At 44.2% G+C, this 25920-nt stretch carries 29 protein-coding genes and 1 pseudogene; 25 read left to right on the top strand and 5 right to left on the bottom strand.

Annotated features, from left to right (window positions below):
* Positions 1 to 119: 119 nt before the first annotated feature.
* From AB6E85_RS13025 to AB6E85_RS13015, 3 genes are all read left to right on the top strand, one after another.
* On the top strand, positions 120 to 593 hold the full coding sequence (locus tag AB6E85_RS13025; protein ID WP_004731130.1) for an NYN domain-containing protein: 474 nt from the start codon (positions 120 to 122) through the stop codon (positions 591 to 593).
* Positions 594 to 673: 80 nt separating this feature from the next.
* Complete coding sequence (locus AB6E85_RS13020; RefSeq protein WP_019822797.1) at positions 674 to 1339, top strand: response regulator transcription factor; 666 nt, start codon at positions 674 to 676, stop codon at positions 1337 to 1339.
* Positions 1336 to 2721 (top strand): histidine kinase sensor domain-containing protein, encoded by a 1386-nt coding sequence (locus tag AB6E85_RS13015; protein ID WP_372142974.1) that lies wholly within the window; start codon positions 1336 to 1338, stop codon positions 2719 to 2721. Before AB6E85_RS13020 ends, AB6E85_RS13015 begins: the two co-directional genes overlap by 4 nt.
* A 185-nt stretch (positions 2722 to 2906) precedes the next feature.
* Here the strand turns inward: AB6E85_RS13015 and AB6E85_RS13010 are convergent, their stop codons facing one another.
* Positions 2907 to 4211, bottom strand: a complete 1305-nt coding sequence (locus AB6E85_RS13010; RefSeq protein ID WP_052879531.1) for a dicarboxylate/amino acid:cation symporter — start codon at positions 4209 to 4211, stop codon at positions 2907 to 2909.
* Between the two features lie 559 nt (positions 4212 to 4770).
* Here AB6E85_RS13010 and AB6E85_RS13005 point away from each other — a divergent pair.
* From AB6E85_RS13005 to AB6E85_RS12975, 7 genes are all read left to right on the top strand, one after another.
* A complete protein-coding gene (locus AB6E85_RS13005) occupies positions 4771 to 6867 on the top strand; it encodes a TonB-dependent siderophore receptor (RefSeq protein WP_372142972.1) in 2097 nt (698 codons plus the stop codon).
* A 194-nt stretch (positions 6868 to 7061) separates the two neighbouring features.
* Positions 7062 to 7829 carry a DUF3450 domain-containing protein gene (locus AB6E85_RS13000; protein ID WP_372142970.1) on the top strand — a complete coding sequence of 256 codons (768 nt, stop codon included), beginning with the start codon at positions 7062 to 7064 and terminating at the stop codon, positions 7827 to 7829.
* The gene (locus tag AB6E85_RS12995) at positions 7829 to 9205 is read left to right on the top strand and encodes a MotA/TolQ/ExbB proton channel family protein (RefSeq protein WP_050647179.1); all 1377 of its coding nucleotides are present in this window, start codon (positions 7829 to 7831) and stop codon (positions 9203 to 9205) included. The genes AB6E85_RS13000 and AB6E85_RS12995 overlap by 1 nt, the downstream gene beginning before the upstream one ends.
* Positions 9205 to 9765: a MotA/TolQ/ExbB proton channel family protein gene (locus AB6E85_RS12990; protein WP_048608208.1), complete on the top strand. Its 561-nt coding sequence runs from the start codon at positions 9205 to 9207 to the stop codon at positions 9763 to 9765. Before AB6E85_RS12995 ends, AB6E85_RS12990 begins: the two co-directional genes overlap by 1 nt.
* Positions 9762 to 10166 (top strand): biopolymer transporter ExbD, encoded by a 405-nt coding sequence (locus AB6E85_RS12985; protein ID WP_004731145.1) that lies wholly within the window; start codon positions 9762 to 9764, stop codon positions 10164 to 10166. Before AB6E85_RS12990 ends, AB6E85_RS12985 begins: the two co-directional genes overlap by 4 nt.
* A gap of 19 nt (positions 10167 to 10185) precedes the next feature.
* Positions 10186 to 10806 (top strand): energy transducer TonB, encoded by a 621-nt coding sequence (locus AB6E85_RS12980; protein ID WP_248367513.1) that lies wholly within the window; start codon positions 10186 to 10188, stop codon positions 10804 to 10806.
* A complete protein-coding gene (locus tag AB6E85_RS12975) occupies positions 10803 to 11981 on the top strand; it encodes a lipopolysaccharide assembly protein LapB (protein ID WP_065677081.1) in 1179 nt (392 codons plus the stop codon). Before AB6E85_RS12980 ends, AB6E85_RS12975 begins: the two co-directional genes overlap by 4 nt.
* A gap of 161 nt (positions 11982 to 12142) precedes the next feature.
* Here AB6E85_RS12975 and AB6E85_RS12970 read toward each other — a convergent pair whose 3' ends face one another.
* Entirely contained in the window at positions 12143 to 12463 is a 321-nt protein-coding gene (locus AB6E85_RS12970; RefSeq protein WP_050646236.1) for a hypothetical protein, read from the bottom strand.
* 451 nt (positions 12464 to 12914) lie between these two features.
* Here AB6E85_RS12970 and AB6E85_RS12965 point away from each other — a divergent pair, with 451 nt between their 5' ends.
* The 9 genes from AB6E85_RS12965 to AB6E85_RS12925 all read left to right on the top strand — a co-directional run bounded on the left by AB6E85_RS12965 (position 12915) and on the right by AB6E85_RS12925 (position 19629).
* A complete protein-coding gene (locus AB6E85_RS12965; protein ID WP_372142967.1) occupies positions 12915 to 13544 on the top strand; it encodes a PepSY-associated TM helix domain-containing protein in 630 nt (209 codons plus the stop codon).
* 71 nt (positions 13545 to 13615) lie between these two features.
* Entirely contained in the window at positions 13616 to 14134 is a 519-nt protein-coding gene (locus AB6E85_RS12960) for a DUF2271 domain-containing protein (RefSeq protein ID WP_372142965.1), read from the top strand.
* Positions 14135 to 14234: 100 nt separating this feature from the next.
* Positions 14235 to 15071 carry a DUF4198 domain-containing protein gene (locus AB6E85_RS12955; protein WP_372142963.1) on the top strand — a complete coding sequence of 279 codons (837 nt, stop codon included), beginning with the start codon at positions 14235 to 14237 and terminating at the stop codon, positions 15069 to 15071.
* A 116-nt stretch (positions 15072 to 15187) separates the two neighbouring features.
* Positions 15188 to 15523 carry a hypothetical protein gene (locus tag AB6E85_RS12950; RefSeq protein WP_017079279.1) on the top strand — a complete coding sequence of 112 codons (336 nt, stop codon included), beginning with the start codon at positions 15188 to 15190 and terminating at the stop codon, positions 15521 to 15523.
* Positions 15520 to 16113 (top strand): DUF6162 family protein, encoded by a 594-nt coding sequence (locus AB6E85_RS12945; protein WP_372142961.1) that lies wholly within the window; start codon positions 15520 to 15522, stop codon positions 16111 to 16113. The genes AB6E85_RS12950 and AB6E85_RS12945 overlap by 4 nt, the downstream gene beginning before the upstream one ends.
* A gap of 45 nt (positions 16114 to 16158) precedes the next feature.
* Positions 16159 to 17094, top strand: coding sequence for a metal ABC transporter solute-binding protein, Zn/Mn family (locus AB6E85_RS12940; protein WP_372142959.1), 936 nt, complete (start codon positions 16159 to 16161; stop codon positions 17092 to 17094).
* Entirely contained in the window at positions 17094 to 17828 is a 735-nt protein-coding gene (locus AB6E85_RS12935; RefSeq protein WP_372142957.1) for a metal ABC transporter ATP-binding protein, read from the top strand. Before AB6E85_RS12940 ends, AB6E85_RS12935 begins: the two co-directional genes overlap by 1 nt.
* Positions 17828 to 18703, top strand: a complete 876-nt coding sequence (locus AB6E85_RS12930; RefSeq protein ID WP_017070974.1) for a metal ABC transporter permease — start codon at positions 17828 to 17830, stop codon at positions 18701 to 18703. Before AB6E85_RS12935 ends, AB6E85_RS12930 begins: the two co-directional genes overlap by 1 nt.
* 2 nt (positions 18704 to 18705) lie before the next feature.
* Positions 18706 to 19629: an ABC transporter substrate-binding protein gene (locus AB6E85_RS12925; RefSeq protein WP_372142955.1), complete on the top strand. Its 924-nt coding sequence runs from the start codon at positions 18706 to 18708 to the stop codon at positions 19627 to 19629.
* A 114-nt stretch (positions 19630 to 19743) separates the two neighbouring features.
* On the opposite strand, the gene AB6E85_RS12920 is transcribed toward AB6E85_RS12925, so the two are convergent.
* On the bottom strand, positions 19744 to 19953 hold the full coding sequence (locus tag AB6E85_RS12920) for a DUF2986 domain-containing protein (RefSeq protein ID WP_372142953.1): 210 nt from the start codon (positions 19951 to 19953) through the stop codon (positions 19744 to 19746).
* Between the two features lie 97 nt (positions 19954 to 20050).
* On the opposite strand from AB6E85_RS12920, the gene AB6E85_RS12915 reads away from it, so the two are divergent.
* Both AB6E85_RS12915 and AB6E85_RS12910 read left to right on the top strand, forming a co-directional pair.
* The gene (locus AB6E85_RS12915; protein ID WP_372142951.1) at positions 20051 to 20566 is read left to right on the top strand and encodes a GNAT family N-acetyltransferase; all 516 of its coding nucleotides are present in this window, start codon (positions 20051 to 20053) and stop codon (positions 20564 to 20566) included.
* A 2-nt stretch (positions 20567 to 20568) separates the two neighbouring features.
* On the top strand, positions 20569 to 20964 hold the full coding sequence (locus AB6E85_RS12910; RefSeq protein ID WP_122080979.1) for a nitrous oxide-stimulated promoter family protein: 396 nt from the start codon (positions 20569 to 20571) through the stop codon (positions 20962 to 20964).
* A gap of 103 nt (positions 20965 to 21067) precedes the next feature.
* Here AB6E85_RS12910 and AB6E85_RS12905 read toward each other — a convergent pair whose 3' ends face one another.
* Complete coding sequence (locus AB6E85_RS12905; RefSeq protein ID WP_050633357.1) at positions 21068 to 22465, bottom strand: MATE family efflux transporter; 1398 nt, start codon at positions 22463 to 22465, stop codon at positions 21068 to 21070.
* Between the two features lie 50 nt (positions 22466 to 22515).
* Between AB6E85_RS12905 and AB6E85_RS12900 the strand changes: the two genes are divergently transcribed.
* The 3 genes and pseudogenes from AB6E85_RS12900 to AB6E85_RS12890 all read left to right on the top strand — a co-directional run bounded on the left by AB6E85_RS12900 (position 22516) and on the right by AB6E85_RS12890 (position 24399).
* Entirely contained in the window at positions 22516 to 23409 is an 894-nt protein-coding gene (locus AB6E85_RS12900; RefSeq protein ID WP_086968082.1) for an AraC family transcriptional regulator, read from the top strand.
* Positions 23410 to 23493: 84 nt separating this feature from the next.
* Positions 23494 to 23916, top strand: a pseudogene (locus AB6E85_RS12895) (transcriptional regulator).
* Between the two features lie 147 nt (positions 23917 to 24063).
* On the top strand, positions 24064 to 24399 hold the full coding sequence (locus tag AB6E85_RS12890; RefSeq protein WP_048608244.1) for a winged helix-turn-helix domain-containing protein: 336 nt from the start codon (positions 24064 to 24066) through the stop codon (positions 24397 to 24399).
* Positions 24400 to 24533: 134 nt separating this feature from the next.
* On the opposite strand, the gene AB6E85_RS12885 is transcribed toward AB6E85_RS12890, so the two are convergent.
* Positions 24534 to 25685 carry an MFS transporter gene (locus AB6E85_RS12885; RefSeq protein ID WP_029235229.1) on the bottom strand — a complete coding sequence of 384 codons (1152 nt, stop codon included), beginning with the start codon at positions 25683 to 25685 and terminating at the stop codon, positions 24534 to 24536.
* Between AB6E85_RS12885 and AB6E85_RS12880 the strand changes: the two genes are divergently transcribed.
* Positions 25657 to 25896: a hypothetical protein gene (locus AB6E85_RS12880; RefSeq protein ID WP_061038234.1), complete on the top strand. Its 240-nt coding sequence runs from the start codon at positions 25657 to 25659 to the stop codon at positions 25894 to 25896. The two genes, AB6E85_RS12885 and AB6E85_RS12880, sit on opposite strands and share 29 nt — an antisense overlap.
* The last annotated feature ends 24 nt before the right edge of the window (positions 25897 to 25920 follow it).

Below are 25920 nucleotides of genomic sequence, written 5' to 3'. Positions count from 1 at the left end.
GCTAAAGATATTAGGTTTACGTTAACGATAGCTGGCAGGTTCATTTTTATTGAGTAAAGCGGCTCGCATTTTACAATTGAATAGAATAGGGTATACGGAAAATCTAAAGGTATGAATTTATGGAAAACATAGCAATTTTGGTCGACGTTCAGAACGTTTACTACACGACGCGCGACAAATACCGTTCTAACTTCGACTATAACCAGTTTTGGTATGTTGCCACGGAAGGGCGTAACGTTGTTGCAGCTAATGCTTACGCAATCTCAAGCCAAGATCCAAAGCAGCGTCAATTTCACCATATCCTTCGTGGTGTGGGTTTTAATGTGAAATTAAAGCCGTTTATTCAGCGTCGAGATGGCAGTGCAAAAGGCGATTGGGATGTGGGTATTGCGTTAGACGCGATAGAACTTGCTGAGACGGTTGATACGATTGTTTTGGTATCAGGAGACGGTGATTTCGAAATCCTTGTAGAGCGAATCAAAGAACGTTTTGGCAAACCTGTTGAAGTGTATGGTGTTCCGGGATTAACTGCTCAAAATCTTATCGATTCTGCCTCAAAATTTGTACCGATTGAAAAAGATTTTCTTCTATAGAGGAAATCGAGCACTTTATAATTGAAATCAATAATAACGATAATTAGAATGCAAACAGTTCTTATTTATCGGTGTGTGTAATGTCTCGCGTTTTAGTTGTTGATGATGATATTCAGTTGTGTGAATTACTGGGTGAAGTGTTAGAAAATGAGGGGTATCACGTTGATACTGTTCATTGCGGTGAATCCGCGCTTGAGTTTATTCAAACTCATCCTGTCGATTTGGTTCTACTCGATGTAATGCTTCCGAACCTAAGCGGCATTCAAGTAGCAAGACGTATCTGTCAGCGTTTTGCTACTCCCATTCTTATGCTAACCGCACTTAACGACGATGCCTCAATGCTCGATGGCTACCAAGCAGGCGCCGACCAGTACATCGCTAAACCTTTCAATGTTCCTGAACTCTTAACCCGTATTAAGGTGATCTTGCGCCGAGTGGGTTTTGAACGCCAAAGACAATCTTTAGCTTCCTCAAATCACGGCTTGTGTGAGCAACTCTCTCGTTTGCCATTAACGGGCACTGAAAAAGATTTGCTTGATTATTTGGTCAAAAATGACGGTATTGTTGTATCCAAATCTGATCTGCAAATCCATGTACTGAAGAAAGAACTGTGTCCTTTTGATCGTAATTTAGATATGCATATCAGCAATATACGTAGAAAGCTTGTTCAGGCGGGTTTGTCTAAACAACATATTAAAACCGTTCGTGGTAAAGGTTACAGTTACCTAGAGTCGGTAGGAGCATGAGTAAAAAACTGCTGCGTTGCCCTGATTTTATTGCTAAGCGCAAAGACGGACTCACTTTCCAACTGTTCAGTTACCTGACCGTAATTCTGGTGAGTATTTTGATTCTGCAAGGGGTAGCAGAAAGAGCCTTGATGAAAGCGCTGCTTAAAGTCCCAGAATCGGTTAAAGCGGAGATGCTCGACCTTGCTTACCAAGCGAATGTGTTGATTGAAGAAGGGGACATGGATGAACTTGCGGACTGGGGTAATGCTCAGCAGTATTATCTGTTCGTCATCGATAAAGACAATCGTCCGATCACACATCGTCACATGCACCCACATTTTGAATTTAAGCTCAAATACTTAAGAACGTTAGATCACCAACTTAGTGATCGTGTGAGTAAACCGATTTTCGGTCTACCACTGGATAACGGTAAAACACTGGTTATCCAACTACCGCACCAGTTTCATCCCGCAAAATCTTTTGCGCCATACTCCTATATGCTTAAAGCATTGATTGCGTTAGTCGTATTGTCTCTGTTCTCGATTATCATGGCCAAAAGCCTGCAGCAACCGTTGGATAGATTGAGAGAAGCGAGCCGCAGACTGGCTCAAGGTGACTTTACGGTCAGTGTGGTGTCGGAGTTGAACTCCACCACACGTGAATTCAACGAGCTTGCACACGATTTTGATCATATGACCTTTGAGATTAAATCTCTGGCTGAAAAGCAACGTCGTTTGATTCGTGATGTGTCACACGAGTTAAGAACGCCATTAGCAAGGCAAAACCTCGCTCTGCACCTGCTGCGCAGCAAGGTTGATGATAAAAGCATTGGCTTGCTAGAACGAATGGAAAATGAGACAGAAGAGATGAATAAGCTGGTGGGTGAGATACTTGAATTTAGCCGCTTAGAAACCTCTCGTTATGACTCTAAGTTAAGCTTAATGCACCTAGAGCACTATTGCTCGATGTTGATCGCGCAGATGCAAAACGATTTAAAACCGAATCAAACTTTGATTGGTTCCCTAGAGACGCCGACATCAATGGTGAACGTTGATGAGAGGCTACTGCTTCGAGTCATTGGTAACTTGGTCGGGAATGCCATTAAATACGCGGGTGAGAACGCTCATGTTGTCGTGATGACATATGAACAGGTCATAGATAAACGTTACAGTGTCATATCTGTAGAAGATGACGGTGATGGCATTCCTGATAACAAGATTGCAGGTATATTCGACCCGTTTACACGAATAGAATCAGCCCGAGACAAACAGTCTGGCGGTTACGGTCTAGGCCTTGCGATTGTTAAAGAAGCGATGGGTGTGATGAATGGCCATGTAACCGCTGAGAATAGAGAAGGTGGGGGATTGAGAGTGAACTTGATGTTCCCAATCGGTGATTAGCTTTCCCTATTGATAATTACCTTAAATTGATAACTGTCCCAACTCAGTAGTACTGACTTAAGCGATACCGAATAAAAAACGCCACTGCATCTGCAGTGGCGTTTTTCTTTATGCGCTTTGGTATGGGCTAGGCGTAGCCATTAATTACGCCTGAGCTTGAAGACAAGAGCATCAGATAAGCGAGACTATGCCTGTTGGTGAGCTAGCTTAACTTCTTCTTCTTTCTCACCTGCTGCTGGGTCGTTGAAGCGAGACTCGTCTAGAGCGCCTTCAGACTTAGCAACGATGATAGATACGGCACTATCACCTGTGATGTTTACAGCGGTACGAATCATATCAAGAAGGCGGTCAACACCCATGATTAGAGCAATACCTTCAAGCGGCAGACCCACTTGGTTCAATACCATCGCTAGCATAACAAGACCAACACCAGGGACCCCTGCAGTACCAACAGACGCCAGTGTCGCCGTTAGGATAACCATTAGGTAATCACCCATTGAAAGGTCGATGTTGTACGCTTGCGCGATGAACGCCGTCGCAACACCTTGCATGATTGCAGTGCCGTCCATGTTCACAGTTGCACCTAGTGGTACTGTGAAAGAAGCGACTTTGTTGTCTACGCCCATGCGGTTCTTAGCTGTTTCCATTGTTACTGGAATTGTTGCGTTCGAAGATGCCGTTGAGAATGCAAACATGATTGCATCTTCCATCTTACGTAGGAACGTAATCGGACTAAGACCTGTGAATCCTTTAAGCATCGCACTGTAAGTCACCAAGCCGTGCAACAGCAGGGTACCAGCAAGCACTAAGAAGTATTCTGCTAGGTTCCAAATTGCACCTAAGCCAAGGCCAGAGAACAGTTTCGCCATCAAGAAGAATACGCCGTAAGGAGCAAGGTTCATTAGTAGCGCAACTAGCTTCATGATCACTTCGTTTAGATCAGAGAAAACTGCAGCGATACGTTCACCGGGTTTGCCCGCCGCACTGATTGCGATACCAAACAACACTGCAAATACGATAACTTGTAACGTTTTGCCCTCAGCCATCGCCTGAATAGGGTTGGTTGGGAACATGTCGATGATTACTTGGCCCAGAGAAGGGGCATCCGCTGATTTGAAAGAGCTCGCAGCAGTAAGATCCGCACCAGCTCCAGGTTGGAACAGGTTACCGATAGTTAATGCTAGAGTGATGGCAACAGCAGTAGTACCGATATAAAGTGCAAGCGTTTTGCCACCCATACGGCCAAGAGTTGATAAGTCTTTAAGAGAACTTGTACCGCACACTAGTGAAACGAAGACTAGAGGCACAACAAGCATTTTTAAACTGGCGACAAAGATTTGTCCGCCTACTTCAAAGAGTCCGTTAACGATGTAGTTGTTAACAAATCCGCTGTCTGAAAAAAGGGATTGAATGGCGAATCCCGTTAATATACCTACGACCATACCGAGGATTACTCGACCAGTCAGAGACATAGGTTTCTTGGTATTCATTTAGAACACTCCTTATTATTTATAACTTTGATACCTTTTCAAAGTGAGCAGGAGATTAGCAGTCGGTTGTTCAAATCGAAAAACAAAAAATGAGTTTGGAATTATAGATGTGATCAAAATCACTGATAATTTCGTCAATTAAACAAAACTAAACAAAACAATTCACCATAAATTTACATTTATCGAGAGTTTTATACATAAGACTACCGTTTCAAAGGTAGTAAATAAGAAGAGATAATTTTCTTATCAATCTGGCCATCTTAAATAGGCCGAGCTAATAACGCTGTTTCAAAAGATTTGACGTCGATAACCACTTTTTAGCGTAAATGCTCTCTAACCATCTGTATTGAATTGGTTTTGTTTAACTTTATAAAAACGAATCTCCGACACGCCTTTACAAAACTTTACGAATGCAAAGAATGTAAATTTAATGCAAATGGTAATAGTTATCACTTATGTTCTCTCTCGGAATAATTCAGTGGTACCGGAAACGGTTCAGCGAGCACATCGAATAAATAACAAAGTGCTCGTCTAAAAGAATAAAAACGGAGTAAAGGACATGTTTTCAAAGAGCCCATTGGCTTTAGTGATCGGCGCGGTATTAGCTTCACCAGCAGTATTGGCAGAAACAGTAAAAACAGACGAGCATATGGTTGTTGAAGGTCGTGACTACGGTTATAAAGCCGACACGAACACAACTGCAATGCGCATGGAGGCGACTCAATTAGAGACTCCGGGACAAGTTTCAGTAATCGATGAGCAAATCATCGATGAACAGCGTGCAACAACGCTTGGTGACGTGCTTAAAAATGACGCGAGTGTAAGTGCTGGCGGTACAAGCCGTAACCGTGAACGTTTCTCTCTACGTGGTTTCTCGGTAGAAAGCTCTTCGGGCTTCCTTAAAAATGGCCAGCAACATTGGTCTCACTACCGTCAACCAATCGAACTGCTAGAGCGTGTTGAAGTACTAAAAGGACCTTCTGGTCTTCTTTACGGTATTTCTGCACCAGGTGGTTTGATCAACATGGTAAGCAAAAAGCCAACTTACGATACGCAAGTAAGTGTTAGCCAAGATATTGGTTCTAATAACCATTCTCGTACAACGGTAGACGTAAGTGGCGCTTTGAACGACGCTGAAACTCTACGTGGTCGCGCGATTCTATCTAAAGAAAGCTACGGCTCTTGGAGAACTTATGGTGACGGAACTGAACCACAAACAGAACGTTTTGTTGGTGGTGTATTCGTTGATTACGATGTAACTGAAGACGTGACAGTTTCTGTTCATTACGACAAAACTAACGACGAAGGTAGCGTAGATTCTGGCGCTCTATACACACTAGACGGCAACCGAGTAGGTAGCGACAAGCACATCTGGGATGCACAATGGTCACAGATCGAGAATGATGTTGAGAACGTTGGTTTTGATATTGCTGCTAACCTGACTGATACATGGTCAGTAAAAACAGGCTTCAACTACCAAGATTTCGAACGTATTGATATGGAAAGCTACCCAAGCTTTTCAAATATGAATCCTGATGGTACTGGCACTGTGACACAAGGCGGTAACTACCGTCATGATAAATGGCGTTTCAGAACGGCTTACGTTGATCTAACAACAACCGCTGATCTTGCGGGCACAGAGCACCAACTATTATTCGGTGCTAACTGGTTAGGCTACAGCTATTACCGTGGTATGGATCGCTTCAGCAGCGCTGAATACGTACCAGATGCAACAGTACCAGCGCCGTCAGTGGGTCCAACATCGCTAGGTAAGATGAGTACTTACGATACTTGGGGCTTCTACATCCAAGATTTGATTACTATTAATGATGAATGGCAAGTTCTTGCGGGCGCTCGTTTCGACCGTAAAGTAAGTGATGGCGTTGCAGAAGAAAACGTTGCACCTAAGCTTGGCGTAATTTACCACCCAGCATCAAACGGTAGTATCTACGCTTCTTATTCTGAAAGTTTCGAACCACAAGGTGTTGTTTCAAGCGGAAGCCGCAACTACACCAACGATGGTGAACTTCTTGACGCAGCAACGGGCGTGTCTTACGAAGTTGGTACTAAGTGGGAACTGATGGACGAACGTCTATTCGTTTCTGGTGCGGTATTCGATATTACCCAAGAAAACATTTCAATGGATGTAGAAGACACTTCATCAGGCGATTGGACGAAGACACAAGGTGGCGAACAAGTTCACCGTGGCGCTGAGCTAGCCGCACAAGGCTTTATTTCAGAGCGCTTCTCAATGTCTGGTTCTGCAATGTACTTAGATGCTGAAATCACGAACCATGAAACATATGAAGGTAACCGTCCTGTAGACGTACCTGAGTTTGCAGCAAGCGTTTGGTCTACTTACGCAGCAACAAACGAAGTGGATGTGAACCTAGGTCTTATCTACGAAGGTTCTCGTTACGGTGATAGCGCGAACACATTCAAGAAAGACGGCTACGCTCGTGTAGATATGGGTGCTGCATACACGCTTAAGTACGACGATTCTCTTGATTTCGTAGCGCGTCTAACAGTCGAGAACGTATTTGATAAAGAATACCTAGCGGGTGGCGGTTCAACGTCTTCAAAACACCAGTTTGCTGAAGACGTAGTAATTGGCGAAGGCCGTAACTACATGGCGACTTTACAGGTAAAATACTAATTTGTTAGTAGGGTACTATTGTTAGCCTAAATACTAAGGGGAAAGTTTCGGCTTTCCCCTTTCGTGATTCTGCTATTCAGTAAAAATATCCCTAGTAATGAGAGTGACTTTTAATGATAATGAGAGTGCTTATCAATAATGGTATTTATCAATAAAATGTATTTGACCTTCTTCTATAGTAAATGACTACAATTATGAATCTTTTAAAAACTAGCCTAGCGCTTGCCATCAGTTTGGTTGCAACGTCTTCTATGGCAAACAGCTTGGATCAAGCTCAATCAATTCAAAACAAGACCAATAACGCGTCGGCTTCGAGCCAAAAGGTTATTGATAAAAGCTCACAAGCGACGTTAATGCTGCAAGCTGAGATTGAGCGACTGCAAGAAGAAGTGAAAAATCTAGAAATCTATCACGATCACCTTGCTGCATTGGTTGAGAGCCAGAATCAAGAAGCTCAGAGCATTGAAGGGCAGATCGACGAGATCAAATACACACGTCAAGGTGTTGTGCCTTTGATGTACCAAATGATTGATGGCCTTCAACAGTTAGTTGAGCAAGATGTGCCAATCAGGAAAGAGCAACGTCTAGAAAGAGTTGAAAAGCTGCAAGCAATGATGACTCGCGCTGATGTGAGTGATGCTGAGAAGTATCGTCGTATCCTAGAAGCTTACCAAATCGAGATGGACTACGGCATCAAGCTCGGTGCTTACCAAGGCCGTGTTGCATTGAGCAGCGACAGAGCGATTGAAGCAGACGTGTTGCACTTAGGTCGTATCTCTTTGGTGGCTCGTAACTTAAATGGCAGCCAATACTGGTCTTGGAATCAAACACAAAATCAGTGGCAGGAGCTAGATTCTTCAATGAAATCTGAGCTAGATAAAGCTTACGACATTGCAAGCCAACAAGCGGCGCCAAGCCTCATTACTTTACCTGTTTCTTTAACTGTTGCGGAGGTTAAGTAATGAACTTAAAACCATTAGCAGCATTGCTTTGTATTACTTCAATTTCATTTTCTGCTTTCTCAGCTTCTGATACGACTGCTCAGCTAGTTAATAAAGCAAAATCAGAGAGTCGCACTCAAGCTTCTCACAACGTAGTGCGTGAAGCTGATTTCAAAAAGACAGAGCAAGAACTGAAAGCGATCAAAGCGCAACTTGAAGCGAAACGTACCTCTATCCAAGGTGCGACAGATGTTCTGACTCAAACCTTCAGTGATAACGAAAACAAGCTTGCTCGCTTAGAAGAGAAGCTGCGTTTAGAAACCGGTAGCTTAGGTGAGCTGTTCGGTGTCGTTCGTCAAAACGCAAAAGAACTAGGCGCAGAGCTTAGCTCAACCGTAAACAGCGTTGATCGCGCTGAACACACTGCAACTGTTGATCAAATCATTGATGCTAAATCACTGCCTTCAATGCCACAGCTGACCGGTTTGTGGATGAGCATGGTTGAACAGATCCAAGCGAGCTCTGAGCTTAGCAAATCTCAAATTGCATTCATCAATGGTGAAGGCAATACACAAACTGTCGACGCTTATCGCTTAGGTTCAATCGGCCTAATAACAGACCAAGGCTATGTTAGCTGGAACACTCAGCGTGAAGATGCGATTGCGTATCTGAAACAACCATCGAATGGTCCAACTTTAGCATCGCTATCTACATTAGCGAATGGCGACGTGTCTAACGTGGTTGTCGATCCTTCTCGTGGGTTCATGCTAGAGCAACTAGCGCTAACACCAAGCCTAACTGATCGTCTTCAAGCGGGTGGTGTGGTTGGTAAAGTGATTCTTGGCTTGCTTGCAATTGGCTTAATCATCGCATTAGTTCGTGGTATTTCTTTGGCTATCGCTCGCCAGAAAATTCGCGCTCAACTTAAGAACCCAGAGCAAGCAGGTGATAACCCTCTAGGTCGTGTTCTTGCGGTTTACAATAAAGAGCAAAACCAAACCGTTGAAGCATTAGAACTACGACTTTTAGAAGCGGTAGTGGATGAACAAACTCACTTAGAGAAAGGCTTATCGATGCTTAAGCTATTGGCGGCACTTGCTCCAATGTTAGGTCTTCTAGGTACCGTAACCGGCATGATCGAAACATTCCAAGTGATCACACAGTTTGGTAATGGCGACCCTAAAGTGATGGCGGGTGGTATTTCGATGGCGCTGGTAACGACCGTACTTGGTCTTGTTGCAGCAATGCCTCTGCTATTAGCACACAACATTCTTAGCACTCAGGCTGAAAATATTCGTAATATTCTTGAGAAACAAGGTATTGGTCTTGTTGCTGAGCAGGCAGAAAAGACGGTTGAATCAAAAGCTGTTGTTTCACCAGTTGGGACTGCTGCGTAATGGATATTTTGTCGGGTTCTCTATTACCAGCGAGTTGGTTAACGAGTGACTGGCTGCTGTCTTTATCAAGCTTTATGGAGCAGGGCGGTTTCGTCCTGTGGTGGCTCGCGGCTGTCGTCCTAGTTTATTGGGTGCTTGTAGTCGAACGTGTGCTTTATCTTGCGTTCTACTTTCCAAAGCAGCGCCAAGCTTGGATTACTAAGTGGCATGCAAGAGAAGATCACTCTTCTTGGCATGCCAAAGCCATTCGTGAAGGTTGGTTAGGGCAAGCGAGTATCTTACTTAACCAGAACTTGAACTTTATTAAGCTGTTAGTCGCTATTTGTCCTATGTTGGGTTTGTTAGGTACCGTTACCGGTATGATCTCTGTTTTTGATGTCATGGCGACTCAAGGAAGCAGTGACCCTAAATTGATGGCTTCAGGTATCTCGTTGGCAACGTTGCCAACTATGGCGGGTATGGTTGCTGCATTAGCGGGCATGTTTGTTCACGCTCGTTTAGCGAAAGTGTGTAACCGCTTAGAATTGAAATTAGAAAAATCTTTAAGGAGTCAACGATGAGACTCGGTCGACGTCATTCAAAAAACGAAGAGGCTCAAATAGACCTTACTTCGATGCTTGATATTGTATTTATCATGCTTATTTTCTTTATTGTGACCAGTTCATTTGTTCGTGAATCAGGGGTTGAAGTCAATCGCCCACAAGCGTCTAACGTAGTAAGCCAAAAGGATGCGGGCATCTTTGTTGCGATTACTTCTGCGAATGACATCTTCATCGATAAACGTGTTGTTGATGTTGAACGTGTCCAAGCAACGTTAGAACACTTGTTGCTAGAACAACCTGATGCTTCTTTGGTTATTCAAGCGGATGAACACGCTTACAACGGTACGGTTGTTAAAGTGATGGACGCCGCTAAAGGTGCGGGTGTTAAAAACATCGCGCTTGCTGCTGAAAAGCGATGATCTTGGAGGATCTTCATAAATGATTCGCCTATTTCTTGCTTTACCGCTAGCGGGTGCTCTGGGCTTAGCTCTGTTTTCTTTTATGGCTTGGATGGTCGATAATGGCCACCAACGTTCACCGGACAACAGTGAGACGTTAAGTTTCAACATGGTCATGGTGGAACAAGAACAAGAAGTCCAAAGAAGACAACGTGCAGTCCCTGAAAAACCAGAAATGCCAGAGCCGCCACCGAAAGCGCAAACGTCTCAGTCACAAGCTGAAGTTACGCCTCTGAATTCGATGTCTTCACTGCCTTCTTTGGATTTGAATACATCGATTGACGGCCTAGCGATTAACGCTCCGACATTTTCTGATTTTGGGTCAAACCAACAGGCAATGCCTCTGTATCGAGTAGAACCTCGTTACCCAGCTAAAGCGCTGAAGCGTGGCGCTGAAGGCCATGTGATTATGTCTTTTACCATCGATGAAACGGGACGCCCAATTGACATTCAAGTCACTGACGCAAACCCACGTCGTATGTTTGAACGTGAAGCGATGAGAGCACTTAAAAAATGGAAATATCAACCGAAAGTCGTTGATGGAAAAGCGATAGCTCAGGTTGGTCAAACCGTGAAACTAGAGTTTAAGTTGGCAAAATGATGAAACAGATATGGATATTAGTGGGCTTGTTGTTAATGCCCCTTACAACACAAGCGCAAGAGCTATCTCAATATACTGCCATTCGTGTTCAAAAGGCGCATAAGCTTGCTCAAGATGAACAGGTTAAACAGGCAATTGATGTACTTGCAGGTTTAGAGCTTTCTAAAGGTTACGACAAAGCATACGTAGCTCGTATGTTGGGTGTGTTTTACTGGCAAGATGGCAAAACCGACGCGGCGATTAAGCAGCTTACATACGCCGTCGATACCAATTTACTGGTGGATGAACAAGCTTGGATAACGAAGCGTATGCTTGCTGATCTGTTATTAAATGATCAGCAGTTCAAAAACGCGCTTCCGCACTACTACGAGTTAGTGAAAACAGCGCCTGAAAAGGAAAAGAAAGACACGCTTTGGATGCGAATTGCACAAGCTGAATACCAAATTGAAAACTGGTCGAAAGTCCTAGTGGCCATCGGTAATCACGACAAGTTCAATTCAAAACCAGAGTTATCACCTCTATCGCTAAAACTGGGCGCACAGCTTCAGTTAAAGCAGTGGAAACAGTCGATTCCTACACTGGAAAGCCTGATTGAACTTCAACCAGAGAAAGATAACTGGTGGCGTCAACTTGTGGGTATTCAGTTAAGACTAGAACGTAATCGCGATGCATTGAACACGTTAGCACTGGCTGATTTACAAGGTGTTGATCTGAAGAACTCAGATCGCCGCTTGCTTGCACAGCTTTACGCGAAACGTGGTATTCCAGAGCGCGCAGCACAAGAAATTAGTAAGCTAGATGATGCGAACAGCGACGTTCAACTTCTAGCAGAGCAAGCAACCTACTGGCAGCTAGCGAAAGAGTGGGACAATGCGATTGAAGTGTGGACGTTAGCGTCTAAAAAAGACACTCAGTATCATTGGAATGTGGCTCAACTATTGGTTCAGCAAGGTTACTACGACCGAGCTCTGGTTGTTTTAGATAAAGTGAAAGACAAAAACAAACAAGCCGATGTTGCGTTAGCAAAAGTGCGTTCATGGTACAAGTTAAAGAATCTTGATAACGCCCTTGCTCAAGCCAAGCGTGCGAACAACATTGAGCCATCTTCTGAGGCGAAAGGTTGGATTAAATACCTGACTCAGCTTAGAACGGTTAGTGATAACGGAAACGTCTAACCGCTCATCGCAAACAGAAGACAAGAACAGCACATAAGAACCAACAAAAGCAAAAGGGTGTCATTTGATCGTTCAAATGACACCCTTTTTAATTTAGGCGACTTAAGCCCATCTTGGGACTTTAGCTCATCTAGCGTTATTGTTCGATTGGAATGGATTGATTAAGGCTCGCACATCGTGCCACTAAGCGTTGCACTTTGAATTGCGCCACTGGTGTTAGCGACCCAGTTAATGGTGCAGTCTCGATAAGGGTTCTTAAAGGCATGTAAAGTGTAACCATTATCTAGTGGTTTCTTCGTTTCAACCCAAGCATAGTTTCGAGATGCCCAAAAGCTGATAGGACGTGAGCGTTCGGTTAGATACTGCTCTTGTACATCGGTTATGTCTGAACCGATGTATTCTTGGACGTGCTCTTCGGTGTTGCTCATTTGGCTACTGCACGCTGTTACGAGCGCTGTAAAAGCCAAAACAATAATACGCATTTCAAAATCCCTTTAAGCCTAATTAGCTATCGTTAAATCGGTTATTAGTCTGTATTTAACAAACCGCATCAACCGAAGAGTCCACCGTTTGTGTAAGATCTTCAAAATGTTCCAAAAATCAAATAGCTCCGAAGATTAATAGTCACGAAGCTTAAATAGTCCCAACTTTCTATCCTTAAAGCCACAACTGCTATCTTAAACCAACCTCAATCAAGCATGTTGATATTGAGATTTTTTGAGGTTTGACCTGACTATCGATGACCTCAAATGCAAGCTATTCATTCCCTTTAGTACAAGTTAGCAAGAATATGCATACAGTACGATTACTTCCCATGTAATGTTATGTAAATTTCCTTACGCCGCTCGGCAAACGTAAACAATGTAAATTGAATGCCAATAAGAATGATTATCAACTAAATTGACGCCATAAAATTTATAGGTATTGGTTTGTATGTCGTTAAAAAGTAGGGCGGTTCAATCATGGGCTCGTCGACTTCATGTTTATATTTCAATGGCACTTCTGTTCGTTGTTCTTTTCTTCTCAGTGACAGGCATCACCCTGAATAGACCTGAGTTATTTGAGTCAAGCCAACCCAATATCCAACGTTCTACTTTAAAGCTTCCTACGAGTTTGTTCACGATCCAAGACGGGCGATTAAAAGCCGACGAGTCTGCTTTTGAAATGTTTTTATTTGAAGAAGCAAACCTATCTGGTGTTCCTTCTGGTTTAGACATCTACGCCGAAATTGAAGACGGTGAGTTGCTGATCGGTGAAGTGTCCATGGACTTCAAAGGACCAGGTTACAACGCTTCAGTGTTTGTTGACGTGACCTCTGAAATGGTCGAAGTCGAAACCACGAATTACGGCGTGATTGCACTGTTGAATGACCTACACAAAGGTCGTAATAGCGGTGAGGTGTGGAAATGGTTCATCGATATCACAGCACTACTGATGGTCTTCTTTGTACTTACCGGCGTGTGCTTACTGTTACCTAAGAAAAAAACACTCAATACCTCCATTAAATGGACGGTGTTTGGGTCTGCAATCTCATTGGTTATCTATTTTGTCGCCGTGCCTTAACGCTTGGTTCGATTGATGAATCGGATTGAAGAACGAACTTAAGGTTAAACGGATTTAAAAGGTTGTTAAACATGAAAAAAATGAACTGGAGCAAGGCGCTTCTTGCTTTATCTCTTTTGCCAAGCCTAGGTATGGCACAAGCGATTCCTGGTACGGCAAAACTTGATGTGAGCTTCGAGCTTCCAAAGATTGATACGTCTATGTATGCGCGTCCTTATGTGGCGGTGTGGGTAGAGAACAGCGAACGAAAGTCAGTGAAAACCATTGAACTTTGGGTCGGTAAAGATGAATGGCTGAAAGATCTACGCAGCTGGTGGAGAAAAGTTGGCCGTTACGACCGTGAGCTCGTTGATGCTGTGACATCCGCAACGCGTCCTGCCGGCAAGTACCGCTTTGTTTGGGATGGTAAGAGCGATGACGGTCAAGATCTAGAGCAAGGCGAATACACGGTTCATATCGAAGTGGTTCGTGAACACGGCGGCCGTAATTACCTTCGTCAAAAAGTATCACTCACAGATTCAAACGCTTCTTATGAGCTAAAGGCAACAGAAGAGACGGGTGAAATCACACTGAATTACATCGCTAAATAGTAAGTGCGAACAGTAAAACCAAGCAGAACAGAATAGACAGTGGTCATCGTAGGCTCAGATAGAGCGACACGGCTAACAATTATAAATAATGGAATTGAACATGATGAAACAGACAAAAATCAAAGCACTTGCTCTAGCGGGTGTGATGGCATTCGGCCTAGCAGCAACGACAACGGCACAAGCTCACCCACGTTGGATTTTGCCATCACACTTTACCGTATCGAAAGAAGGCGGTGATTGGCTAACGTTCGACGTGACTGCGTCTCACGGTACGTTTGTTTTTGATAAGCCTGCAGGCAGTGAAAATGCACATGTCGTCATGCCTGATGGCCGTAGCGAACGTCCTAACTTTGTTGTTCGCGGCAAACGTCGTTCAATCTTCGATTTTTACTTTGAAGAAGAAGGCACACACAAAGTTGCGATTAACAACCAGCCATCTTACTACACACAGTACAAAGCAGGCCGTCGTGACACTGTGAAATGGATCAAAGCGAACAAAGCGGAACGTGACTCTGTACTTCCTGAAAAGTCACGTGACGTGGTAACACAAATCAGCTTCACTCGCGCTGAAAGCTACATCACAGTAGGTAAGCCAACGGATTCAGTATTCAAAATTGAAGGAAAACTTCTAGAAATGAAGCCTGTGACACACCCTTCAGACATCGTTGAAGGTGAACCAGTAACGTTCCAATTCTTTTACAACGGTGAAATTCAAAAAGACGTGAAAGCTGAGATCACTCGTGAAGGCACGCTTTACCGCAACCACCAAGAACAGATTGATGTAGTCAGCGATGAGAACGGCGAAATCACGTTCACTCCAGATGTAGCGGGTCGTTACGTAATGAAAGCGAACTACAAAGGTGAGTTGATTGACAACCCACTGGCAGACAAAGCAAGCGCGAACGTTCACCTAACGTTCGAAGCACTGCTTCAATAATCTGTGATGTCGGGGCTCGATCCCTGATTAAGCAACCAAAAAACTTAAGGGCTCATTTGAGCCCTTTATCGCTCAGTTTACTACTGAGAATTTGCACTGTGGCTAGGGTACGAACCATGACAATAAAAACAAAACTAAAATCGATAATCACTCCATGCTTGGCTCTGGGACTTGGTTTCGCTGCATTACCTGCGCAAGCACACTTTCCATTGATGAGCTGCTGGTTTGAAGGCAAAACTGTGGCTTGCGAAGCGGGCTATTCAGACGGTAGTAAAGCGATTGATTACGCGGTTGAGATGTATGACTACGAAGACAACTTGATTGCAAAAGAGATGACGGATAAGCGCTCTATTGTTGAGTTTCCAAACCCTGACACTGAGTTTTACCTTGTGTTTGATTCAGGCCACGAGTTTCCTGTTGAAGTGGACGTTGTTGAGATCAGCGAGAAATGATGATTCAAGGTGTACGTGCCGACACGGGCGGCAGAGAAGGCAAATGGGTAGGGCTGATCATTGTGTTCATTCTGAGCTTTGCCACGCTTGCTATCCCATTTCATCAAGCAGAATCGCATATCAAAGCGGTACTTGATCATCAAATCTTAGTGACCGATGTCGAGCAAGAAAACTTGGCGATGTTATCAGAGCTGCGTTTAGCGCATGAAGAGATTCGTGACCTTCGTATGGACTCTGACGGCGAATGGCCAAGTGTTGCGTCACTTAAAGATGAATGGGTCGCTCCATTTGTTGAAGACCAGAGTTGGAAGCGCAAAGGTTCTCATACTTGGTTATTGGACGAGCGTGGTTATTACTTTTCTATGCCAAGTGAACAAGCTACATCAAGTGAATATGCTGCACAAAGTGATCATGGCTTCGCTGACTCCTTTATTTTGAACGCCAACAGTGTCTCTCCTGAAATCTGGATTTTCTTTGGTGGCGTAGCAAGCCAACCGACTAATTTTGATGAGAACACACTTGAATCTGCTGGCTGGAAAATGGTCGTCAATGAATCAGAAGTTGAGCAGCATGACGCTTCTTCTCATTAAACAATCCGGCTTACAAAAATGCTCACTAATTATAAGAGATTTACTATGCGAATTATGACTCTATTGATGTCGTTATTGGCGGTGTTCATGGCACCCAATGCATTGGCAAAAGAATACAAGGTCGACAGCGATAAGCTGACGATTGGCATAACCCTTCAGCCTTACTACAGCTACGTAAAAGCCGTGGTGGGTGACAAAGTGAACATCCTTCCTTTGGTTGATGCTGGCTTTAATCCGCATAATTACTTGCCACAACCGAACGACTTGAAGCGATTGAGCCAGATGGACGCCATCGTGGTAAACGGTATTGGCCATGACGACTTCGCACTAAAAGTAATCTCAGCCGCGCGACGTGATGACTTAGTCGTGATTGAAGCGAACAAAGAAGTGCCTTTACTTCCAGCATTAGGCCAGTCTGTGGGTCAAGGCGCGGTGAATCCGCACACGTTTGTTGGACTTTCGACAACAATTCAAAAGGTTTACACCATCGCGAGTGAAGTATCTAAGCTCGACCCAGACAACGCGGCTTTTTATCGTAAGAATGCACGTAAATACGCAAAGCAATTTCGCTTTATGAAGCGCGATGCGATGTTGTCATTAGGTGAGTTAGATACTTCAGGTATGAAGGTGGCGACCACGCACAATGCGTATGGCTACATCCTTCAAGAGTTTGGTGTGGATGTTGCGGCGGTGATTGAGCCTGCACACGGTGTTGAACCAAGTGCGAGCCAGCTGCAAGAGACGATCGAAAAGATCCGCGCATCGGGCATTGATGTGTTGTTCTACGAGCTAAACATGCCAAACCGTTTTGTTGACACGATTGAAGCGGAAACGGGTGTTCAGCTTTACCGTTTCTCTCACATGACGCATGGCGAATATGAAGACGACAAAGTTGAAGTTGAGATGAAGAAGAACCTAGAAACGCTGATCGAAGCAATGAAATTTGCAGCGGCGAATCAAGCTAAAAGCGGGAACGCATAATGTTAGGTCCATCGATTTCAATCAATCAACTTGGTCTGCAATACGACAATAACGTCATTCTTGATGATATCTCACTAGAACTTAAAGCGGGTGAGTGCCATGTAATCATGGGGCCAAACGGCGGTGGTAAAACTTCTCTGCTGCGCTCTGTTCTAGGCCTTACGCCTTTCTCTGGGCAAATCAATATTCATTGGCCAGAAAAGCCAAGTATTGGTTACGTTCCTCAAAAAGCGACCTTCGAATCGAGCTTACCTTTGACGGTAATGGATTTTGTATTGCTTAACCAAACTCGAATTCCTCTATTTTGGCGTCGTAAGTCCAAGCAGTTGGATCTTGCATTAGCGCAATTGGATCGAGTGGGTATGGCGACACGTAGCGATCGCCGTATGGGACAGTTGTCGGGTGGTGAGCAGCAACGTGTGTTGTTTGCTCAAGCGCTATTGGATAACCCAAGTCTATTGGTGTTGGATGAACCAACGACCGGTATGGATGAACAGGGCGTTCGCTACCTTGAATCGCTGATTCGCGAATGTGTTGACGAGGGTCGCACGATTCTTGCGGTTCACCACGATGTTACGGCAGTTCGTCGCCTTGAAGCTAACGTACATGTCGTGAATCGATTCTTGGTGGATAGTGGTCCACATGAACAAGTACTGCACCCAAGTAAGATTGAAAGCTTATTCCAGCATTACAGCAGTGGCGCTGCAAAGAACAAACCGAAGGAGGTTGCGTGATGGATTGGTTACGACAACTTGCCATAAGTGGCGTTGAAGCGGGTTGGCTGTCAGACAGCTTCATGTATGCGTTCATGGTCAATGCACTGGTTGCTGCATTGTTACTGGGCCCGTTACTAGGTGGCCTGGGTACTTTGGTGATTGCCAAGCGTCTGGCTTTCTTCTCTGAAGCGGTAGGCCACGCGGCATTAACCGGTATCGCTATAGGTGTGTTGCTTGGCGAGCCACCAGAAAACCCAATTATTGGTCTGTTTAGTTTCTGTATGATCTTCGCTCTGCTTCTTCATTTTGTAAGAAATAGAACCAACGTGCCATACGATACCTTAGTTGGCGTTTTCCTTGCGCTAGCGTTAGCGGTGGGTGCGGCATTGCTGATGTACGTAGCGCGCAAGATCAACATCCACATGCTTGAGAACGTACTGTTTGGTTCGATTTTGACGGTAACAGACCAAGACTTAGCGATTCTTGCAGGCAGCTGCGCGATCATTATTTTGCTCTTGATACCGACGTTCAACCGTATTCTTCTAACCTGTATCAGCCCTGATATTGCCAAGGTTCGTGGTTATAACACCAGTTTTTACGACTACTTGTTTGTCATGATGATCACCTTAGTGACGATTGCAGCGGTGAAGATTGTGGGTGCAGTACTCGTTGGTGCGTTATTGCTGATCCCAGGGGCGACAGCTCGTTTGCTGACAAAACGCATGGGCAGCTTTGTTTTGCTGTCGGCACTACTGGCAACAGTCGCGTGTTTAGTTGGAACCGTCTTACCAATGGAGTTGAAACTGCCAGTACCTTCGGGCGCTTCAATCATCATCGTTTCTGCGACATTTTTCCTAGCGGCAACGCTATACCGAATTATAAGAAAGGCATAATCATGACTTCTTTAATGAATCGTATCTCAAGAACAGTGAAGGCTATTACTAAAGTTGGTGCCGTTAGCAGCCTATGGTTGGCCGGCTCATTGGTGTCTATCAGTGCTAATGCCGAGGATATCCTTACCAGTACGCCTGTGACTTATGCTTTGGCGACAGAGCTAACCAAAGGCACAGACATTACCACGGAATATCTGCCACCAAAGCGCTACGGCATTGATCGTCTGCCAAACTGGTTTGGTACTAAAGGCGCAAGCAAAGTCCTTCAATCCGGCGAAAAGGCGACCGTAGCATTAACGCTGTCATCTATCTGGCAAGCTGATCCTACATTTGTATATGCAAGACAGGGCAATATCCGCTTGGTTGAAGTGGATGCGGCTCAAGCGATCACACCACGTGCTCAAGGTGTTGCCGCGCTGACGTTATCAAATGGTGATGTGTCTAAATACGCATGGCTAAACCCAACCAACTTAACGCGCATGGCGGCGATTGTGGCTGACGACTTTAAGTTATTGTGGCCAGCGCAAGCAGAGACCATTGATAGCAACCTACAGCGTGTAATGCTTGATGTGCGTGAGCTGATTAACAAACAACAAGCGGTGTTATTGGATAATGACGTAGATTCAGTCTTGTTGCTTTCAGAAAGCTTGGAAGATTTCGCTTCAGGTACTCAACTGTTTGTTGAAGAACGTATGTTCAAAGCGGAACTTGAATGGACAGAGCAAGACAAAGCCAAACTCAAAACGATGTTTTCAGAAGACGATGCACTCTGGTTAGTCACAGCGAAAAAGCCAACTAACTTAATTAAGTCTCTGGTACCCAACGAGCGTATCTTAGTCGTTGATTCCGTTGACCGTTGGGGACGAGTGGGGATTAATGCAAAAGCGCCGTTTGCACGCTGGGAAGTTCGGCCTTTTAAAAGCTAATCAGCGCGATTAAAAATGGTAGGATCAAAAAAGCAGCCTAATTAGAGGCTGCTTTTTTGTTCTTGTCTGTTGGCTCTTGGAGAGTATCAGACAAGAGAACTGCGAGTTTACAACTTACTCTGCAGCTTTTGTACCTTCGGCTTCAACAGTCGCTTCAACTGTGCCTTCAGCTTGCTCTTGAGCGGCTTTAGCCTGTTCTTCAGCTTCCATTTTTGCACGATCAGCTTTAGAAATGTAGCGAGGCTTGTTGCTACTATGCAGTTTAGAATTCGCCTGTTTCTGCTTCTTTTTTAGAATTTGATTGATTTTTTTCTTACGGTTCATTGCTGCATAGCCTTGTATTTAGTTTAGGCGGTGGAGGATAATCATTTTAGCTCTAGAACTCAATATTTACATGGTATTCAGCAAGGAAAATATCACTATGCAGGCCGTCGAGACCGAACGTTTACGATTAAGAATGATCACGCCTCAAGATGCGGCGTTTATTCAGCGATTATACAGCTCAGAAGATTTCCTGCGTTACATTGGTGACAAGGAAATCAGCGACACAGACAAGGCAGTTGAGTACATCAAAAACAACATTCTTAAGATGCATGAAGAGAAGGGTGTTTGCCTATTGATGGTCGAAATGAAGGGCTCATTAACCCCAATTGGTATTTGCGGGTTAATTAAAAGAGATACCTTAGACTCGCATGATATTGGCTATGGCTTTGTTCCAGAGGTGTATGGTCAAGGTTTTGCTCAAGAAGCGGCACAAGCAATAATTGAACAAGCTAAGCAGAATGCTGACATCGATCATTTAGTTGCCATCACCACCTCTGATAACATTCGAAGCATCGCACTGCTAACTAAGTTAGGTTTTGTGTTTGAGCGAGTCGAAGACGTATTAAGTGAAAGCGTTAATCTCAACCTGTACGGTTTATCTCTGGGCAATTAATCATGTTTCAACATAACAACATTCTACAAGGCGAACTCGCAACGGAGTACAAAACCGTTATTGCGATGGTGCACATCTACTGTAAAGATCACCACGGTGCAGTGCGTAAGAATGGCGCGTTATGTGAAGAGTGTGAGCAACTGTTACGCTATGCCGAAACACGACTTGACCGTTGCCCTTATGGTGAAGCTAAACCGACCTGCAATAAGTGTCCGATCCATTGCTATAAGCCCGATCCTAAAGAGCAGATGCGTTTAGTCATGCGCTATGCTGGGCCAAGAATGTTACTCAAGCATCCTATTTTAGCGATCAGACATCTGATTCATGAGAAACGGAAAGTACCCGAAAAGCCGCTGCCGAATGTGTCGAACCGCCATATCCGAATGAATAAGAAGTAACTTACGTTTTAAAGTGGTTGCTGAAGAAACGAAAAAGGTCTGATTTCTCAGACCTTTTTGATGTAGATACGCTTCTATCTCAGCTTGAATGTAGCCAAGTAGCCTATGCCGCTTGAGGCTCGTCGTAAGTCACTGTGAGGTTGTTGATCCAGCGTCGGCTTAGGTAGCGATGAGAACAAATTGCCAGTTTCACCACTTCTTCTACCAACATCAAACCATAGATGTATTTGAAATCCCATCCAGCGACAAACGCGCCGTAAACACATACTGGAATACCGACCATCCACATCGCGATGAAATCCATACGCAGGCAGAACGCATTATCACCACCTGCGCGAATAATACCGTTGATGATCACCATGTTCAGCATACGAATCACCACAGCAAAACACATAATGGTCATTGCAGGTGAAGCGAGCGGGTAGAGCGCATCTGTAGAAAGGTTCAGCCATGTTAGAACATGCTCTTTGCCCATAAACAGTAGCAATCCAACAACCGCGCCGAAGCCAACGACGGCTTTAATGAAGGTCAGCCCCATACTCATTGCGTCATCAAACTCATCACGGCCTAATGAATGACCAAGCAACACTGAACACGCCACCGAAATACCAAAGAAAATCGAGTAACACAGTGATTCAAACGGCGCGAGCATAGAGAACACGGCAAGTTCGGTTGTGCCCATGTGGCCGAAGATCATTTGGTACGCCATAGTGCCCATTGCCCATAACACCGCATTCATCGTTAGTGGCAAAGCAATACGACGGTAAGACAACCATAATGACGGACGATGTGGTGAGCTAGGCGTGGTTAACAACCAGTGTTTACGCATGCGCATGTAGCCGTACATCAAGCCCACTTGAATTGCGCGAGCGAGTGTTGTCGCCAGTGCTGCACCGGCGACGCCCATAGCAGGAATACCAAAAGCACCTTTGATTAGAACGAAGTTAAGTGCAATGTTGAGTGCAATGGTCACCGCGCCTAATAGTAGCGGAGTTACGGTGTCACCTGATGAGCGCATGCTGGCTTCCACCACGACGACAATGTGAGTCAGAAGTAGAACAGGGAAGCCATACCATAGGTAAGTCGCGCCAAGTTCAATCACGGTTTGATCGCTGGTTTGCAACATCATTAAAAACTGAGAACCAAGAGTGATGATTGCAGTAACAGGCAACAGAACTTTTAAGCCAAACACCATCGCGATAGATGATACCGTTCGCGCGCTTTTTCGGTCATTCTTTCCCCAGTATTGAGCAACCAATGTTCCGTTTGCTGAGGCCAACCCTGCCATAATCATAATAGCAACGAAGTGCCATTTTGATGCAATTCCCACAGCCGCAGCTGCTTCCATACCATAATCACTGACCATTAATACGTCAGCAAGGGCAAGAATAGCGACAAGCGCACTTTGTAAAGCAACAGGTAAACCAAGTTTAACGATACGAGGTAAGATGCTCTCTGGCTTGTTATTCATAGATGAGTTAGGGTTGATGTTAGTTGTCATAAGCTCTCCGATTTATGGCAGAACTATAGTGATTTGAGCGAAGTAACAACATGTTTAAAAAACAACAAAACCTGTGCGAATCCGTCATTGATTCAATGAGACCAAAATCAACTTGGCATGATGATGTTTTTCTCGCTGAACAGTGCAAAGAACGTTTTTTGACCGTTGAAGATATTCCAGAGATGAAAAGCTTTGGTGTCTATATGGGCGGCATGGCGAAGCTATATGATGGCTACTGGGTTGAGCGCGAATCGGTTAATGTTCATACGTTGATTTTCACTATGGAAGGTGGCGGCATTCTAACAACCGCAACATCGGTCCAAGCGATTACACCTTATACACTCGTGGTGCTTCCTGCTGAAACCCCATTTCGTTTTGAACTCGATCCTCAATATAATTATTGGAAAATGGCGTGGATGTTGACGCCTGACACTAAGCAATGGCAGCACATAGCAAGTTTAGGAAAGGGGATTGTGCCTTTTGGAGAGTGTGAGCAGATCTGGTCATTAATGAACTTGGTTTACTTTGAGATAGGCGGCAGAGCCAGTTACCGTAAGTTACTCTTGAGTGAAATTATCCGAACATTGACGGGGTTTGAGCCTAAGTCGACCAGTACCACAGCACGTGTTCAAGCGCTCTATAATGAGATTGAAAGTAGTCTGCACCAGCCATGGACAGTGGCAGGGATGGCCGAAAGAGTGTTCATCAGTGAAGAGCAACTCAATAGAGTCACCAAGACGCTATTCAACCTCTCACCACGCAGTAAATTGATTCAATTACGCATGGATAAAGCCACCAGTCTGCTGAAATATCAAGATTGGTCAGTCTCTATGATTGCTAATCGCTTAGGCTACAAAGATCCCTATAACTTTTCGCATCGTTTCAAAAAGCATTTCGGTTTGTCACCCAGTCAATATCGAAAGAGCCATCGACTTCCTGGTTAGCCTTACATGTTTCCTCGATCAATTACGCAAGATCAAACTTTTCAGTAATATTACTGTATTGAGCTATCTATCAATTTAGTATTTTTGCTCTATTCGATAGTATTGGAAATATCTCAGAAGACGACTGCTTATGCAACATGAGGAATTAATGCAACAAGTTATCAGCGAGACGGATGATTTAGATCTCCCGTCAAAGCTCATTTTAAACAACAAAGAGTTTCGTTCAGGCACTAAAATCGTACGTAAGCAGGGCTGTGGTTCGATTGTAGGAACGCTTTCAGGGCCTCACCGTAAAGTACTTTTTTATCTTTACCAGAACAAAGGCCAAGTAGTCAGTAAGCAAATTTTGAAGCGTGTAGGTTGGGCCGGTAAAGCGGTGACATGTGCTTCTGTATTGGTGGCTATTTACGAGATCAGAAGAGTTCTTGATTGTCGTTGTATTCAAACCGTTTCTAACGAAGGGTATGTTATGGCGGACTAAATAATCCTCTATTTATATCCTGTTAATATCTTAATAATAAAAATTTAATCTCTTTACCGTACGAATTCCATTGATTATCGTCAAATCTAAAACGTCCAGTTATAAGCGACGTTATATAAATACGACTGAATCTGACTTTGTCGCTGGCTATATAGTAAGGGAATGATACAAAAATGGACTCTTATCCTGTAATAGAAACGAACCACTCTGAAAACAACGTAATACTTGAATTAAACGGAAAAATTGTTGAACTCAACACCAAACTTATTCGCAATGTAGAGAATGGCTACGTACTGGCTACCATGCCGTTGGCGTACCGAAAGATCATTTTATTTATGAATCGACATCGAGGTGAATTGTTCAGCGTTGGCCAATTAAAGAAGATTGGCTGGGAAAGTGAAAAAGTAACTAACTCTTCTGTGATTGTTGCTATATCTGAAATAAGATCATTATTCGGAGATGGACTAATCATTACCATTACTGGTGAAGGTTATGTATTTCAACCTTAACGTTCAGAGGTAATCGATTTTATTTTCTGATTGTTGATGTTTATTGTCGTTATTTCCTCCAGACGACATAAACAAAAAGGGCCCTTCGTTTAGATATAAAATCTTAACTCGGAGCCCTAATGACACGCTTAAGCTTACTCGCCTGCAATCTGTAGGTGAGAGCGCTTTAGGCTAGCAATCAACATGTAGATCGTTGTAGCAAGTAGAGACGCAAACAGGTAAGTGAACAATCCCGCTTGTGAATCCATAAAGCTGTCTGCAACGATTGGTCCCGCAACAGAACCGATGCTGTAGCAAAGTAGCATGATTTGAGTCACTGACACCAAGTAGCTTGGGTCAAGGTTACGGCAACCTAAGTTAATCGCGATTGGGTATAGCGCAAATGTCGCCATGCCTAATACGAACAAGCTCATGCCTAGTACGTAGAAATCGTGATTGATAGTCAGCACACCAATACTTGCAACCCCTAGTAGGCAGAACAGAGCCATTAATAACACTTGTCCTACGTGGTGAGATAACCAAGTCACCATCGGCTGTACAGCCATGCCACCCATGATAACCAACGCCATCAAACCACCAATGTCTTCGTGCGCAATGTTACGTTGAGCAAGTTCAACTGGCATCAAACCGTAAATCGCACCTAGTGTTAATCCAGATACAATGCAGCCAATTAGCGCGCTGTGGCTTAATTTGCTGATCTGCTTTAAAGACAAAGATTGCGCATCGTGGATCTGTGGTGGAGTTGCTTGTCCGTACATCAACACAATGATCGCACCAAATAGAAGGGTGAACATTGCGATGAAAGGTACGCCACCAGTAATACCTAAGTAACCGATACCAAGCTGACCAACTGCAGAACCGCCGTACAGTGAACACATGTAGATAGCGAGACGTTTAGCGCGTTGTGACTCGTCACCGCTCATTAGCCAAGACTCTACAATCACGAAGATACCTGCAACAGCCACACCAGCCACAAATCGAGCCAATAGCCATACCGCTTGATGTGGGATCAATGGCAATACAAGGATCGTTGCGATGAACACACTCAATGCGATGACGAAAGCGTCTTTGTGACCAACACGCGCAATGGCACGTTCAATCAATAATGTACCAGCCAGTAGACCTGCATAGAATGCACTCGCCAACCAACTCGATAGATCTTTGTCTAAGCCATACTCAGACAGCATTAATGGTAATGAACTCATTAAGTAGCCTGAAGCGATCGCGTAAAAAGACAATGCAATAACAGGAACAGTTATGCGAGTTGTTGGTTGGATGTTGTCCAATGCAGGAGCCTCTGATAGTAAAAGAAACGATGAATTTTCCGCGACTATGGGGGAGAAACTGAATTGGGTAAAACGAATAAAAATGGTCGTTAAGATAAAAGAAATTTATCGCCAATCTAAACTAAAACACCATTGCGATATTTTACGATTTGGCGAGATTTTATGCGGTCAAAAAGTCGTTAAGCCGTTGTTCATTGGTGGTTTAATTTAGAAAAAGATTCTAGCGTGATTGTCT

Origin of the sequence: Vibrio sp. 10N.247.311.51, from assembly GCF_041467855.1 — a bacterium.
GTDB classification, from domain to species: Bacteria; Pseudomonadota; Gammaproteobacteria; order Enterobacterales; family Vibrionaceae; genus Vibrio; species Vibrio coralliirubri.
The sequence above is the reverse complement of the archived record's forward strand: the minus strand, read 5'-3'. Positions and strand labels throughout refer to the sequence as shown.